The following is a 14,961-nucleotide window of genomic DNA, read 5'->3' as shown; positions in this document are numbered from 1 at the left end:
ATTTAATTGATTATAAATGTAATTATAAACTAGTAAATTATTATTTATTAACTTGAATTTGTATCTCTAGTTACAGAATATATATATTAACTCATTTATAATTATAAATAAGTTTAATAATTGTATAGAAGTGATAGGAGTTACAATGGCAAATATAGATAATTTAGAAAGACAGCATATAGAAATAAATAATTTATTTAATAAAATTAATAAGAAGTTAAGTTTAAGTAGTGTAACTTATGATTTAGATGGTTTAGTATTGGATATAAATACTCTTGCAGGAAAGTTAAATATTCATATGAGAACAGAAGATAAATTTTTATATCCACAATTAATAAATAGTAAGGATGATAAATTAAAGAAAGTTGCTATTGAATATAGTGAGGAAATGGGAAATATTCATATGATTTTTAACGAATTTAAGAATCAGTTTAATACTAAAAATAAGATATTAAATGATAAAGATAAATTCTTAATGGAGATCAGAAGAGTATTAAGTCTATTAAAAAATAGAATAGACAAGGAAGATATAAACTTATATCCAAAGATCAAAAATTTATAAAATTATTATCTTAATTTTAATCCTTATATAAGTCAAAAGGATTAATCCAAAAAGGTTGAGCATATATATAAAAGAAGAAAAATATAATGAAAAAGATGAGCAATGTATTAAAAATAGGGCTTGAATACTGTTGCTGTTGCATATAGTAAAAAATATTCATTTAAAATTATTGCTTTTTGCAACAGCAAAACTTGAATATTATGTATTTATTATGTAATCTTATATATATGTGAATAAGTACATTTTCATAAATAAGATTTAAAGAGATATATAGTATAAGGAGTATATTATGACAGATTCATTAATTAATTGGTTTACTAGCACATTAAGTTTTATGCCAAAGGAGTTTGTAGTGTTTATAATATCCATGGTACCTATTTTAGAGTTAAGGGGGGGCTTAATTGCGGCTTCTTTATTAGGAATTGGAGTATTTAAAGCTATATTTTTATGTATTTTAGGAAATATAGTTCCTATCCCATTCATTTTATTTTTCATTACACCAATATTTAACTGGATGAAAAAGACTAAGTTATTTAGACCTATGGTTGAAAAGCTAGAGAAAAAATCAATGGCTAAAAGTGAGCAAATCCAAAAATATGAGTTTTGGGGACTTGCATTATTTGTTGGAATACCTTTACCAGGAACAGGTGCATGGACAGGTGCGCTTATAGCATCGTTACTTGGAATTAAAACGAAGAAGGCATCCTTAGCAATCTTTGTAGGATTAATAATAGCAACAATAATAATGACTTTTATATCCTATGGAATTCCATGGTTTATTCAAGCAATGGCTTAAAAGGTATTGATGAATAAGACTCATTAGGGAGTCTTCCTTTAGTATTAAAAAAAACATATATTATCTTATGGTGACTTGGAGCAAATAAGATAATATATGTTTTTATTTTATAGTTTTTCTAACATGCTTTTTAAAATTATAGTTGAATTTCTAACTGCAATAGGAATGAATTTTTCATAATCCATGTGAGCACCGTTATTAGCATTATCAGATATAGATCTAATAACAACACAAGGAATATTATTTAAATAACAAACATGAGCAATACTTGCTCCTTCCATTTCACAAGCCATTGCATTAAATTCCTTTTCAAACCATTGAATTTTTTCAACACTTGATATAAATTGATCGCCAGAAACAATTCTACCTGAAAAAGTATTAATTTCTTTAATTTCTTCACATGCATCTAAAGCAGATTTAACTAACTTCTCATCACATTTAAAATCAAAAGTATCTAATCTTGGAATTTGCCCATGAGGATCACCAAATACAGTAGTATCCATATCGTGTTGAACTAAATCAGTTCCAACCACAACATCTCCAGGATAAATATTTTTACCAATTCCACCTGCAACTCCAACATTTATTACAGAAGATACTTTATATTCAGATATTAATATTTGAGTACAAACAGCAGCGTTTACTTTACCAATTCCACAAACAACTGCAATTATATTTTTATCTCCTAGAGTCCCTTTATAAAAAGTCATATTAGCTTTTTTTGTTTCTTCTTGAATAGACATATCCTTTAGAAGAAGTTCTAATTCTTCAGCCATGGCACTTATAATTCCTAAAACCATAATAAACCTCCTTAAAATTTAAGCTACTAAGCTTAAGAGTTAATAATATGTAAAATTAATCTTTTAATATCTTACCATATAATATAAGGTATTTAAATAATAGATAGTTATTTTATAACCTTTAGTTAAAAATACATGTTATTTAGCAATATTTTTATATATAATTTTTTAAATATTGCTAAATGATATTAATTTTTAATTAGATGGAAAATAATATTATTGTATATAAATAAATAATAGTCTAAAATAAGTTATAAATTAAATAAAATAAAGTCTTTTGTGTTAATATACACAAGATAAAAAAGGAGAGAAGTGAATGTTACAACATCCCTTATCTAGGACAGAACTACTTATAGGAAATGATGGACTAGAAAAATTAAAAAATGCAAAAGTAATGGTATTCGGTGTTGGTGGAGTAGGTAGCTTTGCTGTTGAAGCATTAACAAGAGCAGGTGTAGGAAACATAATATTAGTTGATGATGATACTGTTTGTTTAACTAATTTAAATAGACAGATACATGCTACATATGGAACTATAAGTAAGGTAAAAGTTGATGTTATGAAAGAAAGAATACTTTCTATAAATAGAAAATGTAATGTTACTACACATCAATTATTCGTAACTCCAGAAAATATAGAGGAATTAATTCCAGATGATGTTGATTATGTAATAGATGCAATAGATACAGTTTCAGCTAAAATAGCTTTAGCTAAGTATTGCTATGAAAAAGATATAAATATAATTGCGTCAATGGGAACAGGAAACAAACTTGATCCAACACAATTCAAGGTTGCAGATATATATGATACTAAGGTATGTCCTTTAGCTAAGGTTATGAGATATGAACTTAGAAAAAAAGGAGTAAAAGAGCTTAAAGTTGTATATTCTGAAGAAAAACCAAGAAAACCAAAGGATGAAGATGTGGTTACTTGTAAGACTGGCTGCGTATGTACAGGTGGAACTAAAAAGTGCGCAATAAAAAGACAAATACCAGGAAGCATATCATTTGTTCCTCCAGTTGCAGGTATGATCATCGGAGGAGAAGTTATAAAGTCTTTAATAGGTGAAAATAATTAATATTAAAATAGGAGTATGATTCATTATATTTTATGGGGGAATCGTACTCCTTATTTTTTTAAATAATTTCTATTCTTGAGTTTTCTAATCTATAACCTTTTGGAGACATTCCAGTTACTTTTTTGAACATTTGACTGAAGTAAGATGAATTTCCAAATCCAACTATAGAAGAAATATCTCTAATTGAGTAGCTAGTGGTAGCTAATAGATTTTTAGATTCTTGAATACGCTTATTTATAACATAGTTAATTGGTGAAACACCTATTTGCTTAGTAAAGGTATGAACTAAGTGGAACTTATTCATGTAAGATAAATCAGATAAAAAGTCTAATGTTATATTTTGAGAATAGTGAGCATCTATATAATTTTTTATTTTTACACATTCTAAGTTTAATTTTTCTTGAGATTCTTCAATGAATAGTAGTGGAGTTGCTCTTCGTACGATTTGAGTTATGAATAGTGTTAAAATACTTTTACATACAAGTTCATAATTAAATTCTTTATGTTCTATTTCATTAATTAATTGATCAAAGTAACTAAGTAGTAAATCTTTATCTTTAGAGAGGTTTATTATTTTATACAGTTTAATTTGTTGTTCATTATTAGTAAGACTATAGGATTCAGGAAAATTTAATAATAAATTATCTACTCCTAGAACTACATATTCTAGAGGTACATCTGATAAAGATGATTTTTCTGTATGCAGACAATTAGGATTAATTATAATTAAGTCCCATTTATTAACGTTAACTACAGTGTCATTTAAGAGGAATGCTCCTTTACCATTAGTTATAAAGAATATTTCTGTAAATGGATGAAAGTGAGCTGTGCTATGCCAATCGTTTTCAAATTTAGATTTACTTATATAAAGCAATTCATAATTAGGATCATAGTTTTTTTTATTTATTAGGTATCTTGTATTACCCATAGTACATCTCCATTCTATTTAATTAGTATATTTATTATAGCACAATATATATAATTTGGTAATATTGTTATCATAGCAATATTACTAAAAAAGAGAGCAATAATATTATTGTGTAAAAGATTTCAATGAAATAAAATAAGTATGTAAAAATAAGAGGAATTAAGGGAGGTGGATTATAAACAATGCGTAAAAAAAGTACTGTAAATAAGGTGTTTATAGGGTTTTCAGTAATACCAGCATTAATACTTTTTATATTATTTATGATAGTTCCAACTATAAATGTATTTTGGATGTCATTATTCAAATGGGGTGGACTATCCAATAACAAAAAGTTTGTTGGGTTAGATAATTTCACAATATTATTTAAAGATAGCAATTTTGTTAAATCATTTCAAAATACAATGTTTTTACTGGTAATAGTAACAGTGATTACCATGATTTTAGCAATAGCTTCAGCTGCTGTATTAACTAGAAAGGATACTAAATTTAAAAATTTCTTTAGAATAGTATTTTATTTTCCGAATATTTTATCAGTTGTAGTTATATCAGCTATATTTTCAACTATTTTAGATCCTGATAAAGGAATAATAAATGCAACTCTTGGTTCACTTGGATTAGAAAATTTAAAGAAAATGTGGCTTGGCGATCAAAAAGTAGTTATATGGTGTATAGCTATTGCCATGATCTGGCAAGCTGTAGGATATTATATGGTAATGTATATGGCAAGTATGAGTAGTATTCCAGAAAGTCTTTATGAAGCAGCTGATTTAGAGGGTGCTTCAAGATGGCAGCAATTCTTCCAAATAACTTTACCTTTAATATGGAATGTTATAAGAACTACACTAACATTTTTCATAATAAGTACTATAAATTTAAGTTTCCTATTTGTAAAAGTTATGACCGCTGGTGGTCCAGATGGCTCTTCAGAGGTTTTCTTAAGTTATATGTACAAGCAAGCATATTCTAATTCATCATATGGATATGGAATGGCAATAGGTGTAATAATCTTTATTTTCTCATTTGCATTATCAGTAGTAATAAATAAAGCAACAAAGAGAGATGTAATAGAATTTTAAGGAGGGATTAATATGGAAAAAGCATATAAAAAGAAATCAGCAGAGAAATTAATGAAAATATTCACTTATTTATGTTTAACTATATTTGCTCTAAGCATATTAGTTCCTTTAGGATGGGCAATACTAGCATCATTTAAACATAAATCAGAATTTTATGGCAACCCATGGGCATTGCCACAAGGTCTTTACTTTGAGAATTTTAAGAAAGCTTTTGTGGAAGCACACATGGGAGAATATTTTATAAATTCAGTTATAATAACTGGACTAGCACTAATAATACTATTAGTTGTAGCTATACCAGCAGCTTATGTTTTATCAAGATTTGAATTTAAAAGTAAAAAGATTTTAAATTTACTATTTTCAGCAGGGTTATTTATAAATGTAAACTATATTGTGGTTCCAATATTTTTACTGGTATTAGATGGAGAGAAGTTAGTTAGAGAAATCTTTGCTGTGCCAGCAAGTATGACTGTATTTTTAGATAGTAGAATAGTAGTTAGTATAATTTATGCAGCAACAGCACTACCATTTACAATATATTTACTAATGACATTTTTAAAATCATTACCTAAAGCATATGAAGAAGCAGCTTATGTTGATGGTTGTAGTAATTTAAAAACCTTAATTCACGTTATAATTCCTATGGCCAAGCCTAGTATAATAACAGTTATATTATTTAATTTCTTAGCATTTTGGAATGAATATATAATTGCTTTAACTATGCTACCTAATAAGGCAAAAACACTACCACTAGGATTAATAAATTTAATGCAAGTTCAAAAGACTGCAACTGACTTTGGTGCTTTATACGCAGGATTAGTTATAGTTATGATTCCAACAATAGTTTTATATATATTAGTTCAAAAGAAATTAACAGAAGGTATGACTGTAGGCGGTATAAAAGAGTAATATAGGAGGATGAAAATGAGCAAGGGAAGAGTTACAATTCCAACAGATGATAATTTTATAAAAGAGACTATGGAAATAGCAGAAAAATGGGGAGCAGATGCAATACGTGACTGTGATGGCTTTAAGCTTCCAAAAGAAATAAAAGGTTTAGCAGAAAAAATATACTCAACTTATTTTGTAGCTCGTGGAGATAATGAATGGGCAGAAGAAAATATAGAGGAATTACAACAAACTTACTTAATGACTAAGCATCATTTAGCAACAAGTGAAACATTGACTATAAATATAATGGATGGATATTTCAATCAGCAAGTAAAGCCAGATTCTTATCACGATGTTAAGGAATTTTGGGAAGTTACAGATAGAACTACAGGTGAAGTTATAGATTTAGATAAGTGGATTTACAATGATGAAACTCAAGAAGTAACAATAAAAGATATTAAGAAATGGCACGAGTATACAGTTTCATTTTTAGCTTACTGTATATGGGACCCTACTCAAATGTATAATCACATAACAAATGATTGGGGAGACAAGCCTCATGAAATGCCATTTGATGCAAGAAAACCAAAAACTAATAAGCATATTTTTGAGGCTATGTATAAGTGGTTAGATGAACATCCAGAAACTAATGTGGTTAGATTTACAACATTTTTCTATCACTTTACATTAGTATTTAATGATAGAGCAAAGGAAAAATTTGTTGATTGGTTTGGATATAGTTCAAGTGTAAGTGCAGAAGCCTTAAGAGAGTTTAAAAAAGTTAAAGGGTACAAGCTTAGACCAGAAGATATAATCGATGAAGGATATTATAACAGTACGTTTAGAGTACCAAGTAAGCAATATTTAGATTATATAGATTTCCAACAACAATTTGTAGCTAAAAATGTTAAAAAGCTTGTGGATATAACTCATGAATATGGAAGAGAGGCTATGATGTTCCTTGGGGATAACTGGATAGGAACAGAACCATATGGTAAATACTTTGAGAGCATAGGGTTAGATGGAGTCGTGGGATCTGTTGGTAGCGGTGCAACTCTTAGAATGATTTCTGATATTCCAGGGGTCAAATATACAGAAGGACGTTTTTTACCATATTTCTTCCCAGATACATTTTATGAAGGAAATGATCCAACTATAGAAGCAAGAGAAAATTGGTTAACAGCTAGACGTGCAATAATGAGAAAGCCAGTAGATAGAATTGGGTATGGTGGATACTTATCCTTAGCTTATAAATTCCCTAAATTTGTAGATTATATAGAAAGTGTATGTGATGAATTTAGAGAGATATATGAAACTATAGATGAAAATAAGCCTTATTGCGGACTAAAGGTTGCTGTATTAAATTGTTGGGGTAAGCTTCGTACATGGCAAACACATATGGTAGCTCATGCATTATGGTATAAACAAATATATTCATATCTAGGAGTAATTGAGGCTCTAAGTGGTATGAGTGTTGATGTAAGCTTTATAAGCTTTGATGACATAAAAGATAATGGAGTTCCAGAAGGAATAGATGTAATTATAAATGCAGGTGATGCAGGCACTGCTTTCAGTGGTGGAGAAAAATGGCTTGATGAAAGTATAATTACTAAAATAAGAGAATGGGTTTATAATGGTGGTGGATTTATAGGAATAGGAGAACCTTCAGCAGTATTAAATGGAGGACATTACTTCCAACTATCAGACGCTTTAGGAGTAGATAAAGAGTTAGGTTTCTCATTAAGCACAGATAAGTATTTTAAGGAAGAATTAGATAAGCACTTTATAACAGAAGATATATCTGAAGAGTTAGATTTTGGTGAAGGTCAAAAGAATGTGTATGCAACGAAGGAATCTACAGAAATAATTAAATATATAAATGGAGATTTATTAGCGTCCTCAAATAACTATGGAAAAGGACGTGCTGTATATTTAGCTGGATTGCCATATTCAGTTCAAAATACACGTATTTTAACAAGAGCGTGCTTCTATGCAGCTAATAAAGAAAATGAAATGAAGAAATGGTATTCAGATAATCCTTATTGTGAAGTATCAGCTTATTTAGAATCAAATAGATATGCAGTTATAAATAATTCCAATGAAAAACAAATATCCAAAGTTTATGATGGAGAAGGAAAAGTCACTAATATGGAGTTAGAGCCTACAGAAATTAGATGGATTGATATAAAATAGAAAATGTTAAATTCATACTGTTAAAAATTGAATTTATATAAGAACTTTTTATCATATCCTTAAAGGGGGAATAAAGATGGTAAAAAATATAATTTTAACTATATTATTTTTCTTATCTATGTTTTTAGTTATTAGAGGTAATTCAATTAATGGATATTTAGGTTTATTAATGATATTTATAGGCATGGCTGGAGTTATAACAGAGCTATATGTCTATAATAAAAAGTATCAATAAAATATAAAATTATATTGATAATATAAGCAATATTAATAAATAAAAAAGCAAGAATAGTATATAAATAACGTTTACAAAGTAATAAAATTAAATCATAAATTATTAATTGGTATATTTAAAAGGGGAAAGGGAGGAAATCTAATGAAAAAAAGAACATTAGCATTATTATTAAGCTCACTTATGGTAGTATCTACCCTAACTGGATGTGGAGGAAAAACTACAAGCCAAGGATCTTCTAATGAAAAAGATAAAACTTTAAAAATTGCCGCTTTTGAAGGTGGATATGGAAAAGTTTATTGGGAAAAATTAAAAGAAAACTTTGAAAAGGCTCATGAGGGAGTAACAGTGGAATTAACTGTAGCTTCTAATATAGAAGAAGTTATCCGTCCTCAAATTCAATCAGGAAATATTCCGGATTTTATATATCTAGCAACTGGAAGAAAAGATGCATTAACTGAAACTTTTATTAAAGAAGAAAATTTACATGATCTAACAAATGTGTTAAATATGAAGGTTCCAGGAGAAAATGTAACAGTAAAAGATAAATTATTACCAGGATTCGTTGATAGTTACGCTACAAATCCATATTCTGATGGAAAAACTTATTTAGCACCATTATTCTATAGTCCAACAGGATTATTCTATAATAAAGCATTATTTAAACAAAAAGGATATGAACTTCCAAAAACTTGGGATCAAATGTTTGCTTTAGGTGATAAGGCAAAAGCTGATGGAATATCATTATGGTCATACCCAACTGCAGGATACCTTGATTGTATGATACCACCAATACTTGCAGCTTCAGGTGGAGTAGATGCATTTAAGGATGCTATGAATTACAAAGAAGGGTTCTGGACTTCAGAATCAGCAACAAAAGCTTTAGAAACAATAGGAAAGCTTAAAAATTACTTAGAGCCAACAGTTGTAGCTAATGCTAACAATCAAGGATTTAAAAATAATCAACAATTAATTTTAGACAACAAAGCTTTATTCATCCCAAATGGAACTTGGTTGCCAGATGAAATGAAGGATGCTCCAAGAGCAGAAGGTTTTGAATGGGGATTCATGCCATATCCAGCATTTAAAGATGGTGGAGATCAATATTCTGTAAGCTTTATTGAACAAATGTATATTCCGAAAGATGCTAAGAATAAAGAGTTAGCAGAAGAGTTTATGGCTTATATGTATAGTGATGAAGCAGTTGAAATTGTAGCTGAAAATGCTAAAGCTGTAGTTCCTGTTAAGGGATCAATGGAAATTGCAAGTAAGCATTTAGATCCACTACAAGTTGAACTTTTAAAGATGTATGATAATGGAGCTAAAGCTTTAATGGGAGTATTTGCAGCAACAAAACCAGTTGAAGGATTAACATATTCTGATGTATATGTTGGAACAGTTGACTCAGTAATGACTGGAGACAAGACAGTTGCAGATTGGCAAAAATCATTACAAGAAGCAACAGATAAGATGAGAGCTAATATAATCAAATAGATAGTAAAAAAAGTAGAATGCTAAGTAAACCTTGGCATTTTACTTTTTTGTTTTTTTTATAGTTTTATATGACAATATCCATTAGGGTTTTTCTTTAGATATTTTTGATGATATTCTTCTGCTTTATAATAGTTAATTAAAGGTTCTATCTGAGTAACTATTTTCTTATCATATTTTTTTTGCTGATCATCTCTACTTTTTAATATTATAGGTAAATCAATTTCATCGAAATAGTATATTCCGGTTCTGTATTGGCTTCCAACATCAGGACCTTGTCTATTTAATACTGTAGGATCTATTATTGACCAATATTCATCTAATATATTTTCCAATGATGTTTCATTTTCATTATATTTAACTAAACAAACTTCTGCAAAGTAAGTATTTTTATGACATACATCCTCATAACTTGGATTTTCAGTTCTTCCATTCGCATACCCAACTTCTGTTTCAATAATCCCATTTAATCTAGATAAAAATTCCTCAACTCCCCAGAAGCAACCTCCAGCTAAAACTATCTTTTTCATTTAATCAACTCCTTTATACTAAAGTGTTCAAATTATTTAAATATATTATACATCTATAAATGAAATAGTACATATTTATTTAAAAGATATATAAACGTCCATTTTCTCTTCTGTAATTTGATCTATCAATTTTTCTAATGATACTTTAGTATTAGAAATTACTTTATTATATATGTCATTAGTTTTCATAGTAGTTTCAAAATTTTTATAAACTTCATTTTGCATAGCCTCAAATTCCTCTGAAGTTAATTTGATTTCACCAAATCTCAATAACCCATTAGAAGCGTCTTCATAAACAGTTTTATCTCTATCTATATTAATACTAAATATTTCAGGCTTAGATAGACTGATAGTAATCTTGTTTTTTTCATTTTCTATGTTAATATCATTAGTTGTAATTTGTGATAAGTCTATAGAATATGAGCATTTAGCAAAAATTTTTATCCTTTTAAACTTTTGAAATATTTCAAAGTCTCCCCAGCTTTTGTCTATGGTTATTACTTGAGAAAGCTCTACTTCAAGTGGAATTATTTTATTTACATTTCTTATTTCCCTAATTAAGCTTTCTTCAGAACTTATTTTTAAGTTATTAATATTTTGATATTTTATTTTATTTGAGTGAGATTTATATACCCAAAATAGCTTGCAAACTAATAAAACTAGTATTAGAACAAGTAAAAATTTGAAATAATTTCTTATTCTTTTTTTATTTTTACGTCTTTTAAATAACTTTAAAACGATCATATAAACTCCTAAGATAATTAATTACAATTAATTATATGATGGTTACATTTTAATAATGAATATACCGTATTAACTTCAGTTATTTGATAAATTAGTCGAATATAATATGTTGTGTATTAGGCTATTTTATCGGTATAATATAATTAAGTGTAGACATATATGTAGCTTAGGAGAATTTGTTATGAGCGAAAACAGAGGAATAAGTATAGATTTAGTAAAAGGAACATTTAGTGATTATATTATAAAAGATAAGAATAATATATTTATAGGAAGGTTTACTATAGTTGAATTAGATAAGGATAATAAAAAATGCACTGTCAAACTTAAGTTTTATAGAGAAAAAAAATATGATTTACTAAAAGAAACGGTACAAAGTATATTAAGGGCTGTATTTAAGGATAATAATATTTATAAAACTAATATACTTGTAGATGAGAATATCGAATACAAGGTATTTTTAGACTTAGGGTTTACTTTAGAAGGGATATTTACGGAAAATCTTTTTTCTAATGGTGTATTTTTAGATGAGTTAAGTTTTGGAATTAATAGAAATGAATATAATAATCAAAACAGAAATTTTATGATTGAACTAAAAGGTGCAAATATAACTGTAAAAAACTTTACTCCAGATTGTGCTGAAGACTTATTAAATTATTATCTAGAAAATAAGGAACATTTAAGCAATTATGAACCTAGTAGAGATAATACTTTTTATACTTATGAAGTTCAAAAGGGTATATTATTAGAAAGCTATAAAAATTTAATGAGTGGTACTGGGGTAGACTTAGGAATATATAAGGATGATAAGCTAATAGGAAAAATTAAACTATCAAATATAGTTTATGGAGTTTTCAAAAGTGGAATAATAGGTTATTCTATTGATAAAGATTTTCAAGGAAAAGGATATATGAAAGAAGCTGTTAAGTTAGTTTTAGATTATGCTAAAGATGAATTAGAACTACATAGAATAGAGGCATCCGTTCTAACCGATAATGAAAAATCTAAATCTGTTCTTGTTGGCTGTGGATTTGAAGAAGTAGGTTTAAATAAAAAATATTTATTTATAAATGGAGCTTGGAGAGATCATATAACCTTTTTTAAGATATTAGAAAAAAGTTAACTATTATTTTTAATAAAGGAAGGGGAGTCATGAAGGAGATTATATTAAATAATAATGCCACTGTAGTAAAATCTTTCAATAACAATATATTACTTGTAAGAGAAAAAGGAAAAGAGAAAATACTATTTCAAAAAGGAATAGGTTTTAGTAAGAAGACAGGAGATATTATTCAAAAAGGAACTACAGTTGAAAAAGTATTTATAATTGAAGATGAGGATAATCAAAGAAACTTCGATGAGATATTAACTAGAGTAGATACAAAGTTAATAGCATTAGTTGAAGAAATGATTGCTGAAATAACAGATGAATTAGGCGAAGAACTTAATGAAAACATTCATATAGGATTAATAGATCATTTATTTTATGCGATAAAGAGATTAGAAGATAATGAAGAAATACAAAATCCTTTTTTAGTAGAAATAGAAACTCTATATAGTAGAGAATTTGAAATGGCTAGTGAATTAGCTAACAGAATAAGTGGGGAATTGAAGCTAGATATACCTGAAGGAGAAAAAGGGTTTATAGCACTTCATATCCATTCAGCAAGGAATAATGGTAAATTGTCTAACACTATAAAATACAGCTTTTTAAGCAATTCTATAGTTCAGCATGTTGAAGATAGATTAAATATAAAAATTAATAAAAGATCATTAGATTATGCTAGATTTCTTACACATATAAGGTTCGCTATAGAGAGAATTATAACTAATTCACCTATAAAAAATGATTTAATAGATGCAATAAGAGAAAAATATCCTTTATCATATAAGATTGCAGAAGAGACTAGAAAAATAATTTGTAGAGTATTAGATATTTCAAGTGTGTCAGAAGATGAAGTTGCATATTTAGCTATGCATATAGAAAGATTTAGGGTTTCCATAATAAAATAAAAATCAGCCATTTTGAATTATGGCTGATTTTTATTTTATTGCTATTATATACTATACTTCAAAATTTACAACTACAGTTTTACCAGCAACAACATCTCCACTTTCAACTGGAGTTATTGATTTAGTAGCATCAACATTAGTTATTAATACTGGTGTTGCAAGAGATAATCCTTTGCTTAAGATTAAATCCCTGTTTATTTTTATTAGCGGTGTACCAGCTTTAACCTTTTTACCTTGTTCAACTAGTTGTTCGAAGCCTTCTCCATCAAGAGAAACAGTTTCTAATCCTATATGAACAAGTAATTCTAAGCCGTTTTCTAGTGTCATAGCAAAAGCATGCTTAGTTTTGAATACAAGAGTTAATTCTCCATCTGCTGGAGCAACAATAGTATCTCCTTCAGCCATTATAGCCATTCCATCACCAGCTAATTTTTCAGCAAAAACTGGATCTGGAACTTCTGATAGAGGAATAGCTTTACCAGAAACAGGAGCAACAAGTGCTTTAGAATTAACTAGAACTTCTTCATTATTAGGTTCTGATTTAAATAAATTCTTAATAAAATTAAACATAGTACTTCCTGAATATTCAGGAACCCACATCCTTTCTACTACATATTTTGACGAGCATATTAATTAATATTTATAGTATTTATTAATATTAAGGAATAAATACATTAATATTAAAAACAAAAGGCATAAGTCCTAGAAGATAAGGTGGACTCATGCCTGATTAAACAGTAACACGTCTAGTATGATTATATATATAGTTATTAAGTGTTGTCAATAAACTAAATTTAAAAAAGATAATGAAATCGTTAGCAAAATTAAGTATATTCAATATAATTAATGAAACCTTAAGAAAGTGATTCATAAATACGAAAAAACAATTAAAAAATCTATTGAAAACAATAACATAAAATGATACAATGAGTGTATAAATAAAATATGTACAAATTTAGGCGTGTTATCAATTAGTTGAGCATGAGCCGAAAAGGATTTATATATCTATATATCCTTTTCGGCTTTTTTTATTTTTACAAGGGAATTATATTTTACAGCTGCTTAGATTTGTATATAAAATTTTAAGGAGGATTTATTATTATGATGAAGTATCTTCAAAGACTAGGAAAATCTTTAATGCTTCCAGTAGCAGCATTACCAGTTGCAAGTATATTAATGGGTATTGGTTATTGGATTGACCCTACAGGCTGGGGAGCAAACAGTGTAATATCTGCATTTTTAATAAAGGCAGGTGGAGCACTAATTGATAATATGGCTATTCTTTTTGCAATTGGGGTATCAGTTGGGATGTCAGATGATAATGATGGTACAGCAGGGTTAGCAGGTTTAGTTTCATGGCTTATGATTACAACTTTATTAAGTCCAGGAGCAGTTGCAATGTTTAAAGGAATAGATGTTAAAGATGTAGCACCTGCATTTGGAAAAATTCAAACTCAATTTATTGGTATAGTTGCAGGTTTAATTGGAGCAACATGCTATAATAAATTTAAGAACACGAAACTACCAGATGCATTAGGGTTCTTTAGTGGTAAGAGAAGTGTTGCAATTGTTACAGCGGCATCTTCAATATTAGCAGCTTTAGTTTTATTCTTTGTATGGCCAGTTGTTT

16 protein-coding genes (1 of these 16 only partly in view) are annotated in these 14,961 nt (G+C 28.1%); 11 read left to right on the top strand and 5 right to left on the bottom strand.

Annotated features, from left to right (window positions below):
• The first annotated feature begins 145 nt into the window (after nucleotides 1–145).
• Together ACZJV1_RS18100 and ACZJV1_RS18095 are read left to right on the top strand one after the other, a co-directional pair.
• Nucleotides 146–562: a hemerythrin domain-containing protein gene (locus ACZJV1_RS18100; protein ID WP_463650978.1), complete on the top strand. Its 417-nt coding sequence runs from the start codon at nucleotides 146–148 to the stop codon at nucleotides 560–562.
• 289 nt (nucleotides 563–851) lie between these two features.
• Entirely contained in the window at nucleotides 852–1,358 is a 507-nt protein-coding gene (locus ACZJV1_RS18095) for a COG2426 family protein (protein ID WP_460289191.1), read from the top strand.
• A gap of 107 nt (nucleotides 1,359–1,465) precedes the next feature.
• On the opposite strand, the gene ACZJV1_RS18090 is transcribed toward ACZJV1_RS18095, so the two are convergent.
• On the bottom strand, nucleotides 1,466–2,158 hold the full coding sequence (locus tag ACZJV1_RS18090) for a 5'-methylthioadenosine/adenosylhomocysteine nucleosidase (RefSeq protein ID WP_463650977.1): 693 nt from the start codon (nucleotides 2,156–2,158) through the stop codon (nucleotides 1,466–1,468).
• Nucleotides 2,159–2,474: 316 nt separating this feature from the next.
• Here ACZJV1_RS18090 and ACZJV1_RS18085 point away from each other — a divergent pair, with 316 nt between their 5' ends.
• A complete protein-coding gene (locus ACZJV1_RS18085; RefSeq protein ID WP_460289194.1) occupies nucleotides 2,475–3,236 on the top strand; it encodes a tRNA threonylcarbamoyladenosine dehydratase in 762 nt (253 codons plus the stop codon).
• A gap of 58 nt (nucleotides 3,237–3,294) precedes the next feature.
• Here ACZJV1_RS18085 and ACZJV1_RS18080 read toward each other — a convergent pair whose 3' ends face one another.
• The gene (locus tag ACZJV1_RS18080; protein WP_463650976.1) at nucleotides 3,295–4,164 is read right to left on the bottom strand and encodes an AraC family transcriptional regulator; all 870 of its coding nucleotides are present in this window, start codon (nucleotides 4,162–4,164) and stop codon (nucleotides 3,295–3,297) included.
• Between the two features lie 182 nt (nucleotides 4,165–4,346).
• Here ACZJV1_RS18080 and ACZJV1_RS18075 point away from each other — a divergent pair, with 182 nt between their 5' ends.
• The 5 genes from ACZJV1_RS18075 to ACZJV1_RS18055 all read left to right on the top strand — a co-directional run bounded on the left by ACZJV1_RS18075 (nucleotide 4,347) and on the right by ACZJV1_RS18055 (nucleotide 10,050).
• Nucleotides 4,347–5,240, top strand: coding sequence for a carbohydrate ABC transporter permease (locus tag ACZJV1_RS18075; protein WP_463650975.1), 894 nt, complete (start codon nucleotides 4,347–4,349; stop codon nucleotides 5,238–5,240).
• A gap of 12 nt (nucleotides 5,241–5,252) precedes the next feature.
• Nucleotides 5,253–6,149: a carbohydrate ABC transporter permease gene (locus ACZJV1_RS18070; protein WP_463650974.1), complete on the top strand. Its 897-nt coding sequence runs from the start codon at nucleotides 5,253–5,255 to the stop codon at nucleotides 6,147–6,149.
• A 15-nt stretch (nucleotides 6,150–6,164) separates the two neighbouring features.
• Nucleotides 6,165–8,324, top strand: a complete 2,160-nt coding sequence (gnpA, locus tag ACZJV1_RS18065) for a 1,3-beta-galactosyl-N-acetylhexosamine phosphorylase (RefSeq protein ID WP_463650973.1) — start codon at nucleotides 6,165–6,167, stop codon at nucleotides 8,322–8,324.
• A gap of 76 nt (nucleotides 8,325–8,400) precedes the next feature.
• Nucleotides 8,401–8,559 carry a DUF6903 family protein gene (locus tag ACZJV1_RS18060; protein ID WP_460289199.1) on the top strand — a complete coding sequence of 53 codons (159 nt, stop codon included), beginning with the start codon at nucleotides 8,401–8,403 and terminating at the stop codon, nucleotides 8,557–8,559.
• Between the two features lie 141 nt (nucleotides 8,560–8,700).
• A complete protein-coding gene (locus tag ACZJV1_RS18055; protein WP_463650972.1) occupies nucleotides 8,701–10,050 on the top strand; it encodes a carbohydrate ABC transporter substrate-binding protein in 1,350 nt (449 codons plus the stop codon).
• Nucleotides 10,051–10,106: 56 nt separating this feature from the next.
• Here ACZJV1_RS18055 and msrA read toward each other — a convergent pair whose 3' ends face one another.
• Both msrA and ACZJV1_RS18045 read right to left on the bottom strand, forming a co-directional pair.
• Nucleotides 10,107–10,577: a peptide-methionine (S)-S-oxide reductase MsrA gene (msrA, locus tag ACZJV1_RS18050; RefSeq protein WP_463650971.1), complete on the bottom strand. Its 471-nt coding sequence runs from the start codon at nucleotides 10,575–10,577 to the stop codon at nucleotides 10,107–10,109.
• A 75-nt stretch (nucleotides 10,578–10,652) separates the two neighbouring features.
• Nucleotides 10,653–11,321 (bottom strand): DUF4230 domain-containing protein, encoded by a 669-nt coding sequence (locus ACZJV1_RS18045; protein ID WP_463650970.1) that lies wholly within the window; start codon nucleotides 11,319–11,321, stop codon nucleotides 10,653–10,655.
• A 181-nt stretch (nucleotides 11,322–11,502) separates the two neighbouring features.
• Here ACZJV1_RS18045 and ACZJV1_RS18040 point away from each other — a divergent pair, with 181 nt between their 5' ends.
• Complete coding sequence (locus ACZJV1_RS18040; RefSeq protein WP_463650969.1) at nucleotides 11,503–12,441, top strand: GNAT family N-acetyltransferase; 939 nt, start codon at nucleotides 11,503–11,505, stop codon at nucleotides 12,439–12,441.
• A 29-nt stretch (nucleotides 12,442–12,470) separates the two neighbouring features.
• Nucleotides 12,471–13,331, top strand: coding sequence for a glucose PTS transporter transcription antiterminator GlcT (gene glcT, locus ACZJV1_RS18035; protein ID WP_463650968.1), 861 nt, complete (start codon nucleotides 12,471–12,473; stop codon nucleotides 13,329–13,331).
• 51 nt (nucleotides 13,332–13,382) lie between these two features.
• Here glcT and ACZJV1_RS18030 read toward each other — a convergent pair whose 3' ends face one another.
• Nucleotides 13,383–13,901 carry a PTS sugar transporter subunit IIA gene (locus ACZJV1_RS18030; protein WP_411169173.1) on the bottom strand — a complete coding sequence of 173 codons (519 nt, stop codon included), beginning with the start codon at nucleotides 13,899–13,901 and terminating at the stop codon, nucleotides 13,383–13,385.
• Nucleotides 13,902–14,432: 531 nt separating this feature from the next.
• Here ACZJV1_RS18030 and nagE point away from each other — a divergent pair.
• Nucleotides 14,433–14,961 carry the 5' portion of an N-acetylglucosamine-specific PTS transporter subunit IIBC gene (nagE, locus tag ACZJV1_RS18025; RefSeq protein WP_463650967.1) on the top strand. It continues 917 nt past the right edge of the window, so 529 of the gene's 1,446 nt are visible here — the first part of the coding sequence; it begins with the start codon at nucleotides 14,433–14,435; its stop codon lies beyond the right edge, outside the window.

This window comes from Clostridium sp. LS3 (assembly GCF_055330225.1).
This window is presented reverse-complemented; position numbering and strand designations above follow the sequence as displayed.